Raw genomic sequence first — 12672 nt, forward strand, 5'->3', positions numbered from 1 at the left:
TTTGAATAGCTCTTTAAAAATAAATCTAGAATTAACGTTGACGTATTGTCTTGTTTTGTTCAGTTTTCAAGGTTCAATGTGCAATCGCTTCGTTTAAGCGACTTTTTTATCTTACCAAGTTATGGAGTTAATGTCAACAACTTTTTAAGATTTTTAAGTCGCCACTGACCGCTCGTTGTCGTCGTTCAGCAGCGACATTTACTAATATAACAAGGTTTCATATTGAAGTCAACGAATAATTAATATTTCACTATAATTATTTCACTGCTCGATAATAACGGTGATAAATCCCCTGTCCCTTTGTTTCTACATTTACAATTTCAACGAATCCTTTGTCTGTCAAATATTCAATGAGCATGCTTAAATCTACTGAATAATGCTTTGCCTCTGAATGATTGAGAAGGTCCTGGAATGTCCAATGTTCTTTCTGGTCCAGGATGTTTAATAGATGTTCCGTTGAAACCTTCGTTCTTGAGTGAATGAGAAACTCGCTTGCCAGAAACAGCAGTTCAAGTCGTTTATCGATCTCTTCATCGCTTGTTACGAGTTCTTCATACAGCTTGTAGATTTCAGGCTCTATTTGTTTCACCTGGTTCCATACTGTTACCTCCGGATGGAATCCGTTTTCGATAACCGCGAGCCTGGCCAGATGGTGTAAGGAATGAACGATGTGATTATAGGCATCTAAATAATGCTTACTTTCAAAGAATTCTTTACCGTCCATGTAACGACGGATCAACTTGGCAAATTCCATCCCCATCTTTATCTTTCTACCATAAAAGGGGAAATCCCTCAGTTCTGTTTTAAGATTATGAATATATTCGTTGCGATCGAACAGCATCTTGCCATTAAATAGCCAGTCAATCACTTTGCGGTTGGACCCGAGTAAAATCCACTCATTCAGCTTAGCTTCCGTTACGATATGTAAGGCTGCCTTCTGTTCTTTATAAGAATAGTGCTTTATGAATACTGGTTCTTCAGCTTCTTTCACCACTAGAAAAAGGACAATATCAAAAGTATCCGTCAACGGACTGGATTTCTTGCTTTGTTCTATTAAAAGCGCTCCTAAAGTATTGGGGTGACTTGTACGCTCTTGGTATAACGGTCGTAAAATATCTTCCATTTCATACTCCTCCACATCACTCATTGGTTGGTTACTATTTCGACATTCAAAGACGATTTCCTTCTCTGAATATAGTCATTTTTCGACAAAACGGTTTCGTATCCCTCTTCTTACAACAATTATGGTATAGTATTTTTTTAGGAGGGACAAACAAATGGCTAAGTATTCGAGTAAAATTAATAAAATCCGTACGTTTGCCTTAAGTTTGGTTTTCATCGGATTTATCATTATGTACGTAGGTATATATTTTAGAGAACATCCATGGGTTATGACAACATTCATGCTGCTGGGTTTTCTGGCAATCATCGGAAGCACGGTTGTGTATTTCTGGATCGGGATGCTATCCACGAAGGCTGTTCAAGTCACATGTCCTAATTGCGGGAAGGCCACAAAGGTCCTTGGGCGAGTAGACATGTGTATGTATTGTAATGAACCGTTAACTCTTGATCCGAACTTGGAAGGCGAAGAGTTTGATGAGGACTATAACAAAAAGCAAAGATAAACCCAATTGAGAAAAGACCTTCTGATGAAGGTCTTTTTTGGCATCAAAAAAAGAATGGCCCTGATATTGGGACCATCCTTATCTAGTGGGTTTCCTTTATAGAGCAGTCAGAACATGTTCCGTAGATTTCCATTCGGTGGTTATTCACCTTGAAACCTGTCACATGGGAAGCCAATTGTTCAACTTCATCCAGTCCGGGATAATGGAAGTCAACGATTTTCCCGCAGCCATCACAGATGACATGGTAATGATCGGTTGTCACAAAATCGAAGCGACTTGAAGCATCACCGTAGGTCAACTCTTTCACTAAGCCTACTTCACGGAATACGCGTAAGTTATTATAAACAGTAGCGACACTCATGTTGGGGAATTTCCCTTCGAGTGCTTTATATATGTCATCGGCAGTTGGATGAGCCATTGAATCAATGAGATACTCTAATATCGCATGACGTTGAGGAGTGATACGGACTCCCGTTTCCTTCAATGTCGAAATCGCTTCTTTTAATTGTCCTTCTTCAGACATCGTCATGCACCTCTTTTCATAAGAATTATTATTTTATAATCTTTATAAATAGTGTACTAATCAACGGTCCCCTTTGTCAATCTTTCTCCCTGGCTACTCATGTAAGTTTTTCTCTTGTTCCCCAAGCTGCTGGTTTATATAGCGGCCTGCAACGAATAGATAGTCAGAAAGTCTGTTCAGATAAGAAAGGACCAACGGATTAATGGCTTCATCAATTCCAACCGCTTCCCTTTCGGCTCTTCTCACAATGGTTCTGGCTGTATGAAGGGCAGCTCCGGCAGGCTGACCACCTGGAAGGATGAAATTGCTAAGGGGCGTCAGGGCACCATCAAGAAAGTCGATTTGCTCTTCCAGTTCTTTAAGATGTGATTCTTCAAGCTTCCATTTCACATCTTTTCCTGCAGGAGTAGCCAGTTCCGCTCCAACATGAAAGAGAATGGTTTGTACCTTATGAAAGAACTCCTCAAACTTCTCTTTTCCATCAAAGTATTCAGCTTTAAGGTAGCTTAGACCTAAGCCGATCATGGAATTCGCTTCATCGCATGTCCCGTATGCCTCAACCCGCTGATCTTTTTTTGACACTCTGGTTCCATATACCAACGACGTCGTTCCCTTGTCTCCGGTTTTCGTATAAATTTTCATCCTAATATCCCCTCTCTGCATCGATCACGTTTATATAGTTTTCACTATTGTTACGATATGTAGTTACATTCTTTTTAAAAATTTCAAGTGCTCTTGGCATGTATTTCTTTGTGATGCTGGAAAGATGAGGTGTCACCGTTATGCCCTCATTCTCCCAGAACGGGTGATCCTTGGGTAATGGTTCCTTGTCAAATACATCAAGGTACATGTGTTGTATTAACTTCTTTTCACTTACTTCAAGGAGAACGGATTCCTCCACGAGATCACCACGGCCTATATTGATGAAAACAGCCGTGTCCTTCATTTGTTCAAAGTGCTCAACCTGCAGGAGATGCTTCGTTTTCTCAGTACTGGGCAGAACGGATAGAATGTAATCGGCATTTCCAAGCTCCGTCTGAAATGTCTTCAGGGTGAACATACTGTCAAAATGTTTTGCAGGAGTGCCGGAAGAATTCACACCCGTCACTTTCATATGAAACGCTTTTCCCAACCGTGCGATTTCTCCCCCGATCGCTCCTGCCCCTAGAATTAGGAGAGACGCTTCATGAAGTTCTGAGGTTGGAAGTCTTCTGCTCCACACGCTATCCTTTTCCTGCTTCCATACCGCTTGAAGCTGTTTTGCATGCTGAAGCATCAATCCGATTGTAAACTCAGCCATAGGAATTCTATGAATACCCCTTGCATTGGTCACCAGGATGCCTCTTTTTTTGATGGCTTTAAATGGCATCTTCTCAAGTCCTGCTGAGGTGACCATGATCCATTTGCATTTCTTACTCTTTTCAATGTGAAAGTCGGTCAAATCTTCCCCCATAGTGACAATCACTTCTGCTTCTGGAAGTTCTTTCTCCGCTTCTTTGATTTTTTTATAAAAAAGAAACTCAACCTCTTGGAAGCTATTCTTTAACTCTGAGATAAACTCTTCCTTAGGTTGAAATGTGAAGATAATTTTCATGCAGCTGCCTCCCATCCCTATTGCCCATTATTTTACCATATTTATACCGTATCACCCTATTTTGTAGCCTCTTTAAAAGCATAAAAAAAGAGGATCGACCTGGTCGATCCTTCAACGGATGAGACTGACTTATTTGAGGAGGTTGCCCTACTCTTACTATATGTCTTTACCTCTCTTGTGAATGGACAAAAGCCTCAAGCTTCTCAAAATAGGCTTAAAAATAGGTTCAGGAAAGATTCTCTTGAATGTATTGAAGAGCTTCCTCCACATGTCCCTTCACTTTCACCTTTCTCCATTCCTTTGACAGGTTTCCTTCTTTATCGATAATAAAGGTAGAACGTTCAATGCCCATATATTCCTTCCCGAAGTTCTTCTTCAGCTTCCACACGCCGTATTCCTCTGCCACCTTATGATCTTCATCCACAAGCAGAAGGAACGGAAGTCCATGCTTGTCCACAAACTTTTCATGCTTATCAACGGGATCCGGACTCACCCCTAAGATAACGGCATCGAGATTCTCAAAGTTTTCATGGTGATCCCTGAAATCACATGCTTCTGTCGTACAACCTGGAGTCATGTCCTTTGGATAGAAATAAAGAACCACGTTTTTCCCCTGATAATCTGAAAGCTTCACCTTTTCTCCATTACTTGCAAGTAATTCAAATTCCGGTGCTTTTTGACCCACTGTCATGTGTCTTCCCCTCCAATGAATAATTTCTAACTTTAGCGTACCCAAAGAAAGTGAAAAACTCAAACCATATGCTACTTGTTTTCGTAGTTTAAAAATGATTTCACGACAAAGGCGGCAGGTATGGTGTAACCGAGCCATGACTCAATGAGGGCAATTCCCCTCCCGATCCCAACAGGGGTTACATCCCCGTATCCTACTGAGAAAAGGGTGATGCCGCTGAAATACATCGTGGTGAAAAAATGATCGAGGAAGTCTCCCGTTAAGGGTTTTCCTCCTTCAACGAGAATCGGAACTCCTTCAAGCTCAAGGAGAGCAAACAAAAGACCGAATCCAACCATAATCGTGATATAACTCATTCCTAAAAAGAGAAAATGATGAAGTGAAACGTGATGCTCTTTCCACCTTGAAGGATAAAATAAGGCCCGTAAACTCATCACCATACAGAACAAAATGAAAAAACCGATGATATAAAGCATGTACATACCCTCTTTTTTCTGCTTGTCTTCCTATATGTACGCTTAATACTTCAGATTCATTCTAGTTACCTGCACCCCTGTATCGTTTCACTCCTTCATTCCATAACACGATCGAGAAGATGAAAAAACCGATGCCCACAAATGGCGTCAGAAACGAATAAGGATACCATTCCGTCTTTTCCAGGAAAAAGGCAGATGGATAGACTCCAACAAACGCGAATGGAAGAATCCACGTTAATATGAAACGAATCACTTTATTATAGATATCAACGGGGTATCTTCCATAGTTACCGATATTGTACATCATCGGCATGATCGACGTTTTCGCATCCGACCAGAACCCGATGCTTGCAAGGGCGATGAAGATTCCTGCATACACAAGAGCTCCCCCGATTACAAAGAGGATAAATAATACGGGTTCGTACCATTCAAAGGTAATATCCAGTCTCCCCCCGGCGTAGAACATCACTGCGAGGCCCGTTATCACTCCGAAAAGCGACTCCAGTTCCATTCGCTCTAAGATGATTTGAAATAAGCTGTGTATGGGACGGGTCAGGATCCGGTCGAACTCTCCCTTCACCACATACCGGTCGTTAAAGTCCCAAATGTTGAAGAACGAACTGAATAGTGCAAACGGGACCAGGAAGAAACCATATATGAATATAATTTCGTCTCTTGTCCATCCGCTCAGAAGCTGAGTATGGCCAAACACGACCAGGATAAATACGAGGTTAACTGCCTGAAACAGTAAATCAGAAAGAATCTCGACAACCAGGTCGGCCCTGTATTGCAGCCTGATCTTCATATATTGGGCGACATATTGAAAAAACATCCTTACATAAAACATCGGTCACCCTCCTTGAATAATCATTTGTTTTTTTGCCATGACCCAGAGTATCTTGATCGGTATGAGAAGGATCAACGACCATACGCCCTGCATAAGAATCGCATTGAATGATTCAGAAGTCGTAAAGCCATTGGTGAAAATCATGCTGGGAACATAACTTATACTCTGGAACGGTAAGTAGCCCATCACATCTTGCGCCCAAAGCGGAAAAAAATGAATCGGCAGCAGTAAGCCGGAAAACAAATCAATGACCACTCGTTTCGCCCGGATGAGACCATCATTATTAAATAAGAAAAAGGTCGTGATACCCGTCAGTAAATTGATTTGTGTATTGATAATGAAGCTAAACAGGATCGAAATTGCAAATAAGCCCAATGTATCAAACCCTGTACCGAATTGTAGCGGGAAGATGAGGCTGACAATAATCATTCCCGGGAACGAGAAAAACAACAGTCTGAAGACTCCCTCTCCGAGTCCCTGCATCGTCTTCATTCCCAAATAGTTATAGGGCCTGATAAATTCAACTGCCACTTTTCCTTCTTTAATTTCCTGAGCGATTTCACGGTCGATATTATTAAAATAAAAGGCCCTCGCCATCCAGGAAACGGCCACATAGGTCGTCATTTGAATGATGGATAATCCTTCAATATCACTTTTTCCTCCGTAGATGGCCTGCCACAAGAAATAGTAAGCTCCAATATTGATACTGTATATTAATATTCCACTATAATAATTAGTTCGGTACGCCAGCATCATGAGAAAGCGGATGCGAATCATTTCTATATACTTAGCCATGATACCCTCCCGGACACTGGAGCTGAACCGATAGCTTCTATTCCCAAACTCATCTCGTCACAGCCCCTTTTTCATAGATGTTCCGTATGATCTCCTCGGTAGTCGTTTCTTCTATCTTCATGTCTTTCACTTTGAAACTCGCAACGATTTTCGTTATCAGTTGTGAGATGACTTCATCATCCGCTTCAATTAGTGCTGAATAGCTCTGCTTTTTCTCATCAAAAGACCAGGAGATGTTTTGATTCTTTGTAAGATCGGATAAAGCGGACAGAGACGTATCGTCCAGAAATTGAAACACGACTTCCTTTTGATCTCCCCAATTTTCTTTAAGCTGACTCAGAGCCCCGTCATAAATGATTTTCCCTTCATCCAACATCACGACCCGTTCACAAAGAGCTTCGATGTCGGTTAAATCATGGGTGGTTAGTAGAATCGTAGTATTATACTTCTCGTTTATTTCTTTCAAGAATTGGCGGATTTTCAGTTTCACCAGAACATCCAATCCAATTGTAGGTTCATCCAAGAAAAGTAAAGGCGGATTATGGACAAGAGCCGCTGCCAATTCACATCTCATTCGCTGCCCCAGTGATAATTTACGGACCGGTTTGTCCAGTAGTGGCGCGATATCCAGCGTTTCAATCACATGATCCATATGTGCTTTGTATTGTTGATCAGGGACTTTGTACACTTTCTTTAAGAGCTGAAAGGATTCCTGAACCGCAATATCCCACCAGAGCTGGGAACGCTGCCCAAACACGACCCCGATCGTCTGAACGAATTTTTCCCGATCACGATGAGGATTCATTCCATTGACGGTCAACTCTCCCCCGGTCGGTGTCAAGATCCCCGTCAGCATCTTGATCGTAGTGGATTTTCCGGCTCCATTTTCACCGATGTACCCAACCATCTCCCCCTGCTTCACATTAAATGAGATATCATTCACCGCAGGAACGATCTTATAATTACGCGTAAATAAATCCCGAAAGGCTCCTTTAAGTCCGGAACGACTTGAAAAAGCCTTGAATTCCTTACGCAAGTGATGTACTTCGATTGCATTCATATGGCGTCCTCCTAATTTCAAAAAAAGTATCGGTCCCTCTTTTACAAACAAAGAATAGTGTACCACAGAGAACTGTTTCCCTTAGAACAGTCTGCTTGAAAATTAGTGTGCCCAATGATTCCCTATTTGCTAAAGTGGAAAAGACCGTACTACAATAGAAGAGTAATAGATAGCTAAATACATATATTCAGGAGGAAATCATGAAATATACGGAATCAGAAACTTTACATACAGAAGCATTGGAACATATCGTAGGAGGAGTGAACAGCCCGTCACGCTCATATAAAGCAGTGGGCGGAGGCTCGCCGGTTGCAATGGAAAGGGGTCAAGGCGCATATTTCTGGGATGTAGACGGAAATAAATACATCGATTATCTGGCAGCATACGGACCTATCATCACTGGACACGCTCACCCACATATTACAGAAGCGATCAAAACAGCGGCGGAAAACGGAGTCCTTTACGGAACCCCTACCCGTCATGAAGTGAAGTTTGCCAAAATGATCAAAGAAGCAATGCCTTATATGGACAAGGTTCGATTTGTAAATTCCGGGACTGAAGCGGTGATGACAACGATTCGTGTTGCAAGAGCATACACCGGGAAAGACAAAGTCATTAAATTCGCAGGCTGCTATCACGGTCACTCAGATCTGGTACTGGTTGCAGCCGGATCTGGACCATCTACATTAGGAACCCCTGATTCTGCCGGTGTTCCTAAGAGTATCGCCCAGGAAGTCATCACGGTTCCATTCAACGACATCGAACCCTTTAAAGCAGCAATGGAAAAATGGGGAGATCAAATTGCAGCAGTCCTTGTGGAACCCATCGTAGGGAACTTCGGAATTGTAGAACCAAAAGAAGGCTTTCTTGAGCAAGTGAATGACATTACTCATATTGCCGGTTCCCTTGTCATCTATGATGAAGTCATTACGGCATTTCGCTTCATGTATGGCGGAGCTCAGGATATGTTAAAGGTGAAGCCTGACTTAACGGCGCTGGGGAAAATCATCGGCGGTGGCCTTCCAATCGGGGCTTACGGCGGGAAGAAAGAAATCATGGAACAGGTCGCCCCGTTAGGTCCTGCGTATCAAGCAGGTACAATGGCAGGAAATCCCGCCTCCATCCTTTCAGGTATTGCCTGCCTTGAAGTGTTAAAAGAAGAAGGCGTGTATGAGAAGCTTGATAAACTCGGAGAAATGCTTGAAAAAGGGATCCTTACAGCAGCCGAAAAACATAACGCACCTATCTCCATTAACAGATTGAAAGGTGCTCTCACACTTTACTTTACTACAGAGAAAGTGGAGAACTATGAGCAAGCTGAAGCGACCGATGGAGAAATGTTTGCGAAGTTCTTTAAGCTGATGCTTGATCAGGGAATCAATCTTGCTCCTTCTAAATATGAAGCATGGTTTATTACGACCGCTCATACAAAAGAAGATATTCAGGAAACGATCGAAGCTGTCGATCGTGCATTTGCACAATTATAATAGAAGAACCTGAAGACTGCTCCACCTGCGTGGGGCAGTCTTTATTATTGATTTCGTAGAATAACTCTTCCCTCCATGGCATATCTATTCATTCGGGAGAAGAATTCCGCTGCTGCGATTTGTTTATTCCCTTCCTCAAAAAGGTACATATTTTGTAGAAACTAATTTAAATTTTCCTATTGATATTACTTGTAAGTACATGTATAGTACAGTATTGTTTATTAAAATGTTACACAAGAAAGGATCCTAATTCCATGAAACTTGGTGCTCGCATCCTTAAAACGGGAATTGCGATTGTATTAGCTTTACTTGTATCGCAGCTATTGGGCATACCTTCTCCAGTTTTTGCTGGAATCGCGGCGGTCTTTGCCGTACAGCCCACCATTTATCGCTCATATCTATCGATCATCGAACAGATTCAAGCAAACCTGATCGGTGCCGGGATTGCCGTTATCTTTGTACTCTTATTCGGCAGCAATCCCCTTATTGTAGGTCTCGCTGCTGTCATAGCCATTGCCATCATTCTTAAATTAAAGCTGCAAAACACGATCGGCCTGGCCCTGGTGACGTTGATCGCGATTATGGAAGTGACGGACCAGGACTTTATTCAATTTGCATTTATCCGTTTCTCAACCATCATGATCGGTGTGTTCTCATCTTTCATTATTAACTTGATTTTCCTGCCGCCAAAATACGAAACGAAGCTTTATCATAAAATATCTGATTCAACAGAGGAAATCTTAAAGTGGATCAGGTTAAGTTCAAGGCACGCAACAGAGTTCCACCTTCTGAAAAAAGACTTGGAGCGCATTAAAGAAAAACTTATTAAGGTCGATCAATTATATCTTCTTTATAAAGAAGAACGGGATTATTTCAAGAAAAATTCGATTGTCAAAAGTCGTAAACTTGTCATTTTCCGTCAGATGATTTCATCTACGAATCGAAGCTTTGACATTTTGAAGCGATTGAACCGGTATGAAAATGAAATTTTCCAATTGCCGGATGAATTACGTGGAGTGATCAAGGGACAGCTTGATTGTCTTCTCACCTACCATGAACAGCTCCTGTTAAAGTTCCTTGGAAAAATGCATCCGCATGCTGAATCAGAAGCCCAGCAGGATGTGTGCATGCATCGAAAAGAACTGATGAATATCATGATCCAGGAAGTAAAACAGCATAGTAAAGATGAAAATATTCATAACTTCCATCTGCTTCATATTTTCTCGGCTATCTTTGAATACGATGAGCATTTAGAGCACCTGGAAAAACTCATCACAAGCTTCCAATCGTATCATAAAGAAGACAATGAAGTGATGATTGGGGAAGAAGAAGAATAAAAACGGAGCAAAGGAAATCACATCCTTTGCTCCGTTTTTTTGTTCTATTTAGTTTTTCATTTTAGGATCAAGGGCATCCCGAAGCCCGTCCCCCATCAAGTTGAATCCCAGTACCGTCAGCATGATGGCAAGTCCCGGGAAGATCATTGTCCACGGAGCTTGCAGCATATATTGCCTTGCATCAGACAGCATCTTTCCCCATTCAGGTTCAGGAGCCTGAGCTCCAAGACCAAGGAAACCGAGTGCTGCTGCTTCAATGATGGCAGTCGCAATGGCAAGAGTGCCTTGCACGATGATTGGAGCCATACTATTTGGCAATACGTGACTGAAGAGAATACGAAAGTCGCTCATCCCGATGGCTTTCGCAGCCATTACATACTCCTCCTGCTTCACACTCAACACCCTCGAACGGATGAGTCGTCCAAAGTTCGGAATATTGATGATGGCAATAGCAATTAAAGCATTTCTCAGGGAAGGCCCAAGAGCAGCTACGACTGCTATCGCTAACAGGATACTCGGAAATGCAAGCATAATATCAAAGATACGGGAGATGATGGTATCGACCCACCTGCCGTAATAGCCTGCTACGATCCCCAATAGACTTCCTACTACTGAAGAACCGATAACCGCGAAGAATCCTACCCATAAGGAGATGCGTGCTCCGTGGATGATTCTTGATAATATATCCCGACCGAAGTCATCCGTCCCTAACCAATGCTCAGAGGAAGGTGCTTGGAGCCTTTTGGATAAATCTTGATCATTAATACCTTGTGGTGCAATGACTGGAGCCGCAATTGCTAAAATCACGAAGAAAAGAACGATACAAAAACCTACTAATGCAATTTTGTTTTTCTTAAAGCTTTTCCATGCTTCCTTCCAGGGAGATACCGTTTCTTCTTCCAAAGAAGGATGAAGCTCCTTTTGCGGTTCTGCTACTTCTGCCATGAGAGTTCACCTCTTTCTTCTATTGATGTTAGTTGTATTTAATACGTGGATCCACAGCAGCATAAAGTAGATCGACAATTAAGTTAATCGTGACGAAAATCGTTGCGACTACCAGGATGCCAGATTGCACTACAGGATAATCGCGGTAACCAATCGCTTCATAAATATAACGGCCGATTCCAGGCCAGCCGAAGATGGTTTCGGTTAAGATCGCTCCTCCCAGGAGAAGGCCCATCTGCAAGCCAATGACGGTCAATACCGGAATGATGGCATTTTTCAGCGAGTGCTTGTACACTACCCAGAACATCTTCAGACCCTTGGCACGAGCTGTACGAATATAATCTGAGCGCATGACCTCCAGCATACTGGAACGTGTCATACGTGCAATGATTGCCATAGGGATGGTTGCCAGAGCAATTCCCGGCAGAATGATGTGCTTCAGTACCTCACCAAGCTGATCAAACCGACCTTGAATAAGGGTATCGAGAATATAGAAGTTGGTAACCGAATCAACAGGGTTTCGTATATTCTCCCTTCCAGTTGTAGGAAGAATGTCAAGCTGAATACCGAATATCCATTGCTCCATCAACCCTAACCAGAAGATCGGCATGGAAACACCGATAAGGGCCAGGATCATGGCTGTATAATCGAACCAGGAGTTTTGAAACCAGGCACTGATGATTCCTGCGTTCACTCCAATAAAGATCGCTATGATGATGGCCACGATCGCTAACTCGGCGGTAGCGGCCAAATATGGCCAGATTTCAGCTGAAACTTCCGTCTTGGTTCTAAGGGAACTGCCTAAATCCCCGGTCAATAATCCTTTTAAATAGTCTATATACTGGATATACCAGGCATTATCGAGCCCCAACTGATCTCTTAACGCGGCTACTGCTTCTTTCGTAGCCTGTTGCCCAAGAATGACCTGAGCTGGATCGCCGGGAATGGCACGAATGATTGAAAAAACGATAAGAGTCATTCCCAGCAAAACAGGAATGAGCTGTAATAATCGACGAATGGTGTATTGGAACATCATGTTCACCTCTCTATGTGGAGATTCTGATTTTCTTGTAATGTTAGTTAGATTAGGAAAATAGCAGGTTTGGTATTCATTAAGGATTGCTCGGAAATGCTTGTCGCCTCTGGGCAAAGCCCCTCCGCTTTTTTACCTGTCCAGCTGCGGGGCTTAGAGGCTCGAGGTCATAAGGCCAGCCCACCAAAAAGGCAAAAGGCGCCTTTCCGGTGGACTTGCCTTATGCTTGTCGCCTCTGGGCAAAGCCCCTCCGCTTTTC

General features: G+C 42.6%; 14 protein-coding genes. 3 read left to right on the forward strand and 11 right to left on the reverse strand.

Going from position 1 to position 12672, the window contains the following annotated elements:
- Positions 1–256: 256 nt before the first annotated feature.
- Positions 257–1123, reverse strand: a complete 867-nt coding sequence (locus tag DET59_RS12670; protein WP_113970026.1) for a nucleotidyltransferase-like protein — start codon at positions 1121–1123, stop codon at positions 257–259.
- Between the two features lie 154 nt (positions 1124–1277).
- Here DET59_RS12670 and DET59_RS12675 point away from each other — a divergent pair, with 154 nt between their 5' ends.
- A complete protein-coding gene (locus DET59_RS12675; RefSeq protein WP_113970027.1) occupies positions 1278–1625 on the forward strand; it encodes a YgzB family protein in 348 nt (115 codons plus the stop codon).
- Positions 1626–1707: 82 nt separating this feature from the next.
- Here DET59_RS12675 and perR read toward each other — a convergent pair whose 3' ends face one another.
- The 8 genes from perR to DET59_RS12715 form a co-directional block, all read right to left on the reverse strand.
- On the reverse strand, positions 1708–2148 hold the full coding sequence (gene perR / locus DET59_RS12680; RefSeq protein ID WP_397540941.1) for a peroxide-responsive transcriptional repressor PerR: 441 nt from the start codon (positions 2146–2148) through the stop codon (positions 1708–1710).
- A 93-nt stretch (positions 2149–2241) separates the two neighbouring features.
- Positions 2242–2790: a cob(I)yrinic acid a,c-diamide adenosyltransferase gene (locus tag DET59_RS12685; RefSeq protein ID WP_113970029.1), complete on the reverse strand. Its 549-nt coding sequence runs from the start codon at positions 2788–2790 to the stop codon at positions 2242–2244.
- 1 nt (position 2791) lies between these two features.
- The gene (locus DET59_RS12690; protein ID WP_113970030.1) at positions 2792–3742 is read right to left on the reverse strand and encodes a D-2-hydroxyacid dehydrogenase; all 951 of its coding nucleotides are present in this window, start codon (positions 3740–3742) and stop codon (positions 2792–2794) included.
- Positions 3743–3968: 226 nt separating this feature from the next.
- Positions 3969–4433 (reverse strand): thioredoxin-dependent thiol peroxidase, encoded by a 465-nt coding sequence (bcp, locus tag DET59_RS12695; RefSeq protein ID WP_113970031.1) that lies wholly within the window; start codon positions 4431–4433, stop codon positions 3969–3971.
- A 71-nt stretch (positions 4434–4504) separates the two neighbouring features.
- Positions 4505–4909: an ion channel gene (locus DET59_RS12700; protein WP_113970032.1), complete on the reverse strand. Its 405-nt coding sequence runs from the start codon at positions 4907–4909 to the stop codon at positions 4505–4507.
- A gap of 61 nt (positions 4910–4970) precedes the next feature.
- Positions 4971–5756, reverse strand: a complete 786-nt coding sequence (locus DET59_RS12705) for an ABC transporter permease (RefSeq protein WP_113970033.1) — start codon at positions 5754–5756, stop codon at positions 4971–4973.
- A 3-nt stretch (positions 5757–5759) separates the two neighbouring features.
- Positions 5760–6551, reverse strand: a complete 792-nt coding sequence (locus tag DET59_RS12710; protein WP_113970034.1) for an ABC transporter permease — start codon at positions 6549–6551, stop codon at positions 5760–5762.
- Positions 6552–6600: 49 nt separating this feature from the next.
- Complete coding sequence (locus tag DET59_RS12715) at positions 6601–7611, reverse strand: ABC transporter ATP-binding protein (protein ID WP_113970035.1); 1011 nt, start codon at positions 7609–7611, stop codon at positions 6601–6603.
- Between the two features lie 200 nt (positions 7612–7811).
- On the opposite strand from DET59_RS12715, the gene DET59_RS12720 reads away from it, so the two are divergent.
- Both DET59_RS12720 and DET59_RS12725 read left to right on the forward strand, forming a co-directional pair.
- Positions 7812–9098: a glutamate-1-semialdehyde 2,1-aminomutase gene (locus DET59_RS12720; RefSeq protein ID WP_113970036.1), complete on the forward strand. Its 1287-nt coding sequence runs from the start codon at positions 7812–7814 to the stop codon at positions 9096–9098.
- 254 nt (positions 9099–9352) lie between these two features.
- Entirely contained in the window at positions 9353–10435 is a 1083-nt protein-coding gene (locus tag DET59_RS12725; RefSeq protein WP_113970037.1) for an FUSC family protein, read from the forward strand.
- Positions 10436–10483: 48 nt separating this feature from the next.
- Here the strand turns inward: DET59_RS12725 and nikC are convergent, their stop codons facing one another.
- Positions 10484–11380: a nickel transporter permease gene (gene nikC, locus DET59_RS12730; RefSeq protein WP_113970038.1), complete on the reverse strand. Its 897-nt coding sequence runs from the start codon at positions 11378–11380 to the stop codon at positions 10484–10486.
- A gap of 28 nt (positions 11381–11408) precedes the next feature.
- Positions 11409–12413 (reverse strand): ABC transporter permease, encoded by a 1005-nt coding sequence (locus DET59_RS12735; protein ID WP_113970039.1) that lies wholly within the window; start codon positions 12411–12413, stop codon positions 11409–11411.
- Positions 12414–12672: the final 259 nt, after the last annotated feature.

Source organism: Rossellomorea aquimaris (assembly GCF_003315075.1).
In the GTDB taxonomy this organism is placed as follows: Bacteria; Bacillota; Bacilli; order Bacillales; family Bacillaceae_B; genus Rossellomorea; species Rossellomorea aquimaris_C.

Bases quoted from the DNA above. Each gene is read 5' to 3' on its own strand.
- DET59_RS12670 (WP_113970026.1), bottom strand. From the start codon at position 1,123: ATGGAAGATATTTTACGACCGTTATACCAAGAGCGTACAAGTCACCCC.
- DET59_RS12675 (WP_113970027.1), top strand. From the start codon at position 1,278: ATGGCTAAGTATTCGAGTAAAATTAATAAAATCCGTACGTTTGCCTTA.
- perR (WP_397540941.1), bottom strand. From the start codon at position 2,148: ATGTCTGAAGAAGGACAATTAAAAGAAGCGATTTCGACATTGAAGGAA.
- DET59_RS12685 (WP_113970029.1), bottom strand. From the start codon at position 2,790: ATGAAAATTTATACGAAAACCGGAGACAAGGGAACGACGTCGTTGGTA.
- DET59_RS12690 (WP_113970030.1), bottom strand. From the start codon at position 3,742: ATGAAAATTATCTTCACATTTCAACCTAAGGAAGAGTTTATCTCAGAG.
- bcp (WP_113970031.1), bottom strand. From the start codon at position 4,433: ATGACAGTGGGTCAAAAAGCACCGGAATTTGAATTACTTGCAAGTAAT.
- DET59_RS12700 (WP_113970032.1), bottom strand. From the start codon at position 4,909: ATGCTTTATATCATCGGTTTTTTCATTTTGTTCTGTATGGTGATGAGT.
- DET59_RS12705 (WP_113970033.1), bottom strand. From the start codon at position 5,756: ATGTTTTATGTAAGGATGTTTTTTCAATATGTCGCCCAATATATGAAG.
- DET59_RS12710 (WP_113970034.1), bottom strand. From the start codon at position 6,551: ATGGCTAAGTATATAGAAATGATTCGCATCCGCTTTCTCATGATGCTG.
- DET59_RS12715 (WP_113970035.1), bottom strand. From the start codon at position 7,611: ATGAATGCAATCGAAGTACATCACTTGCGTAAGGAATTCAAGGCTTTT.
- DET59_RS12720 (WP_113970036.1), top strand. From the start codon at position 7,812: ATGAAATATACGGAATCAGAAACTTTACATACAGAAGCATTGGAACAT.
- DET59_RS12725 (WP_113970037.1), top strand. From the start codon at position 9,353: ATGAAACTTGGTGCTCGCATCCTTAAAACGGGAATTGCGATTGTATTA.
- nikC (WP_113970038.1), bottom strand. From the start codon at position 11,380: ATGGCAGAAGTAGCAGAACCGCAAAAGGAGCTTCATCCTTCTTTGGAA.
- DET59_RS12735 (WP_113970039.1), bottom strand. From the start codon at position 12,413: ATGTTCCAATACACCATTCGTCGATTATTACAGCTCATTCCTGTTTTG.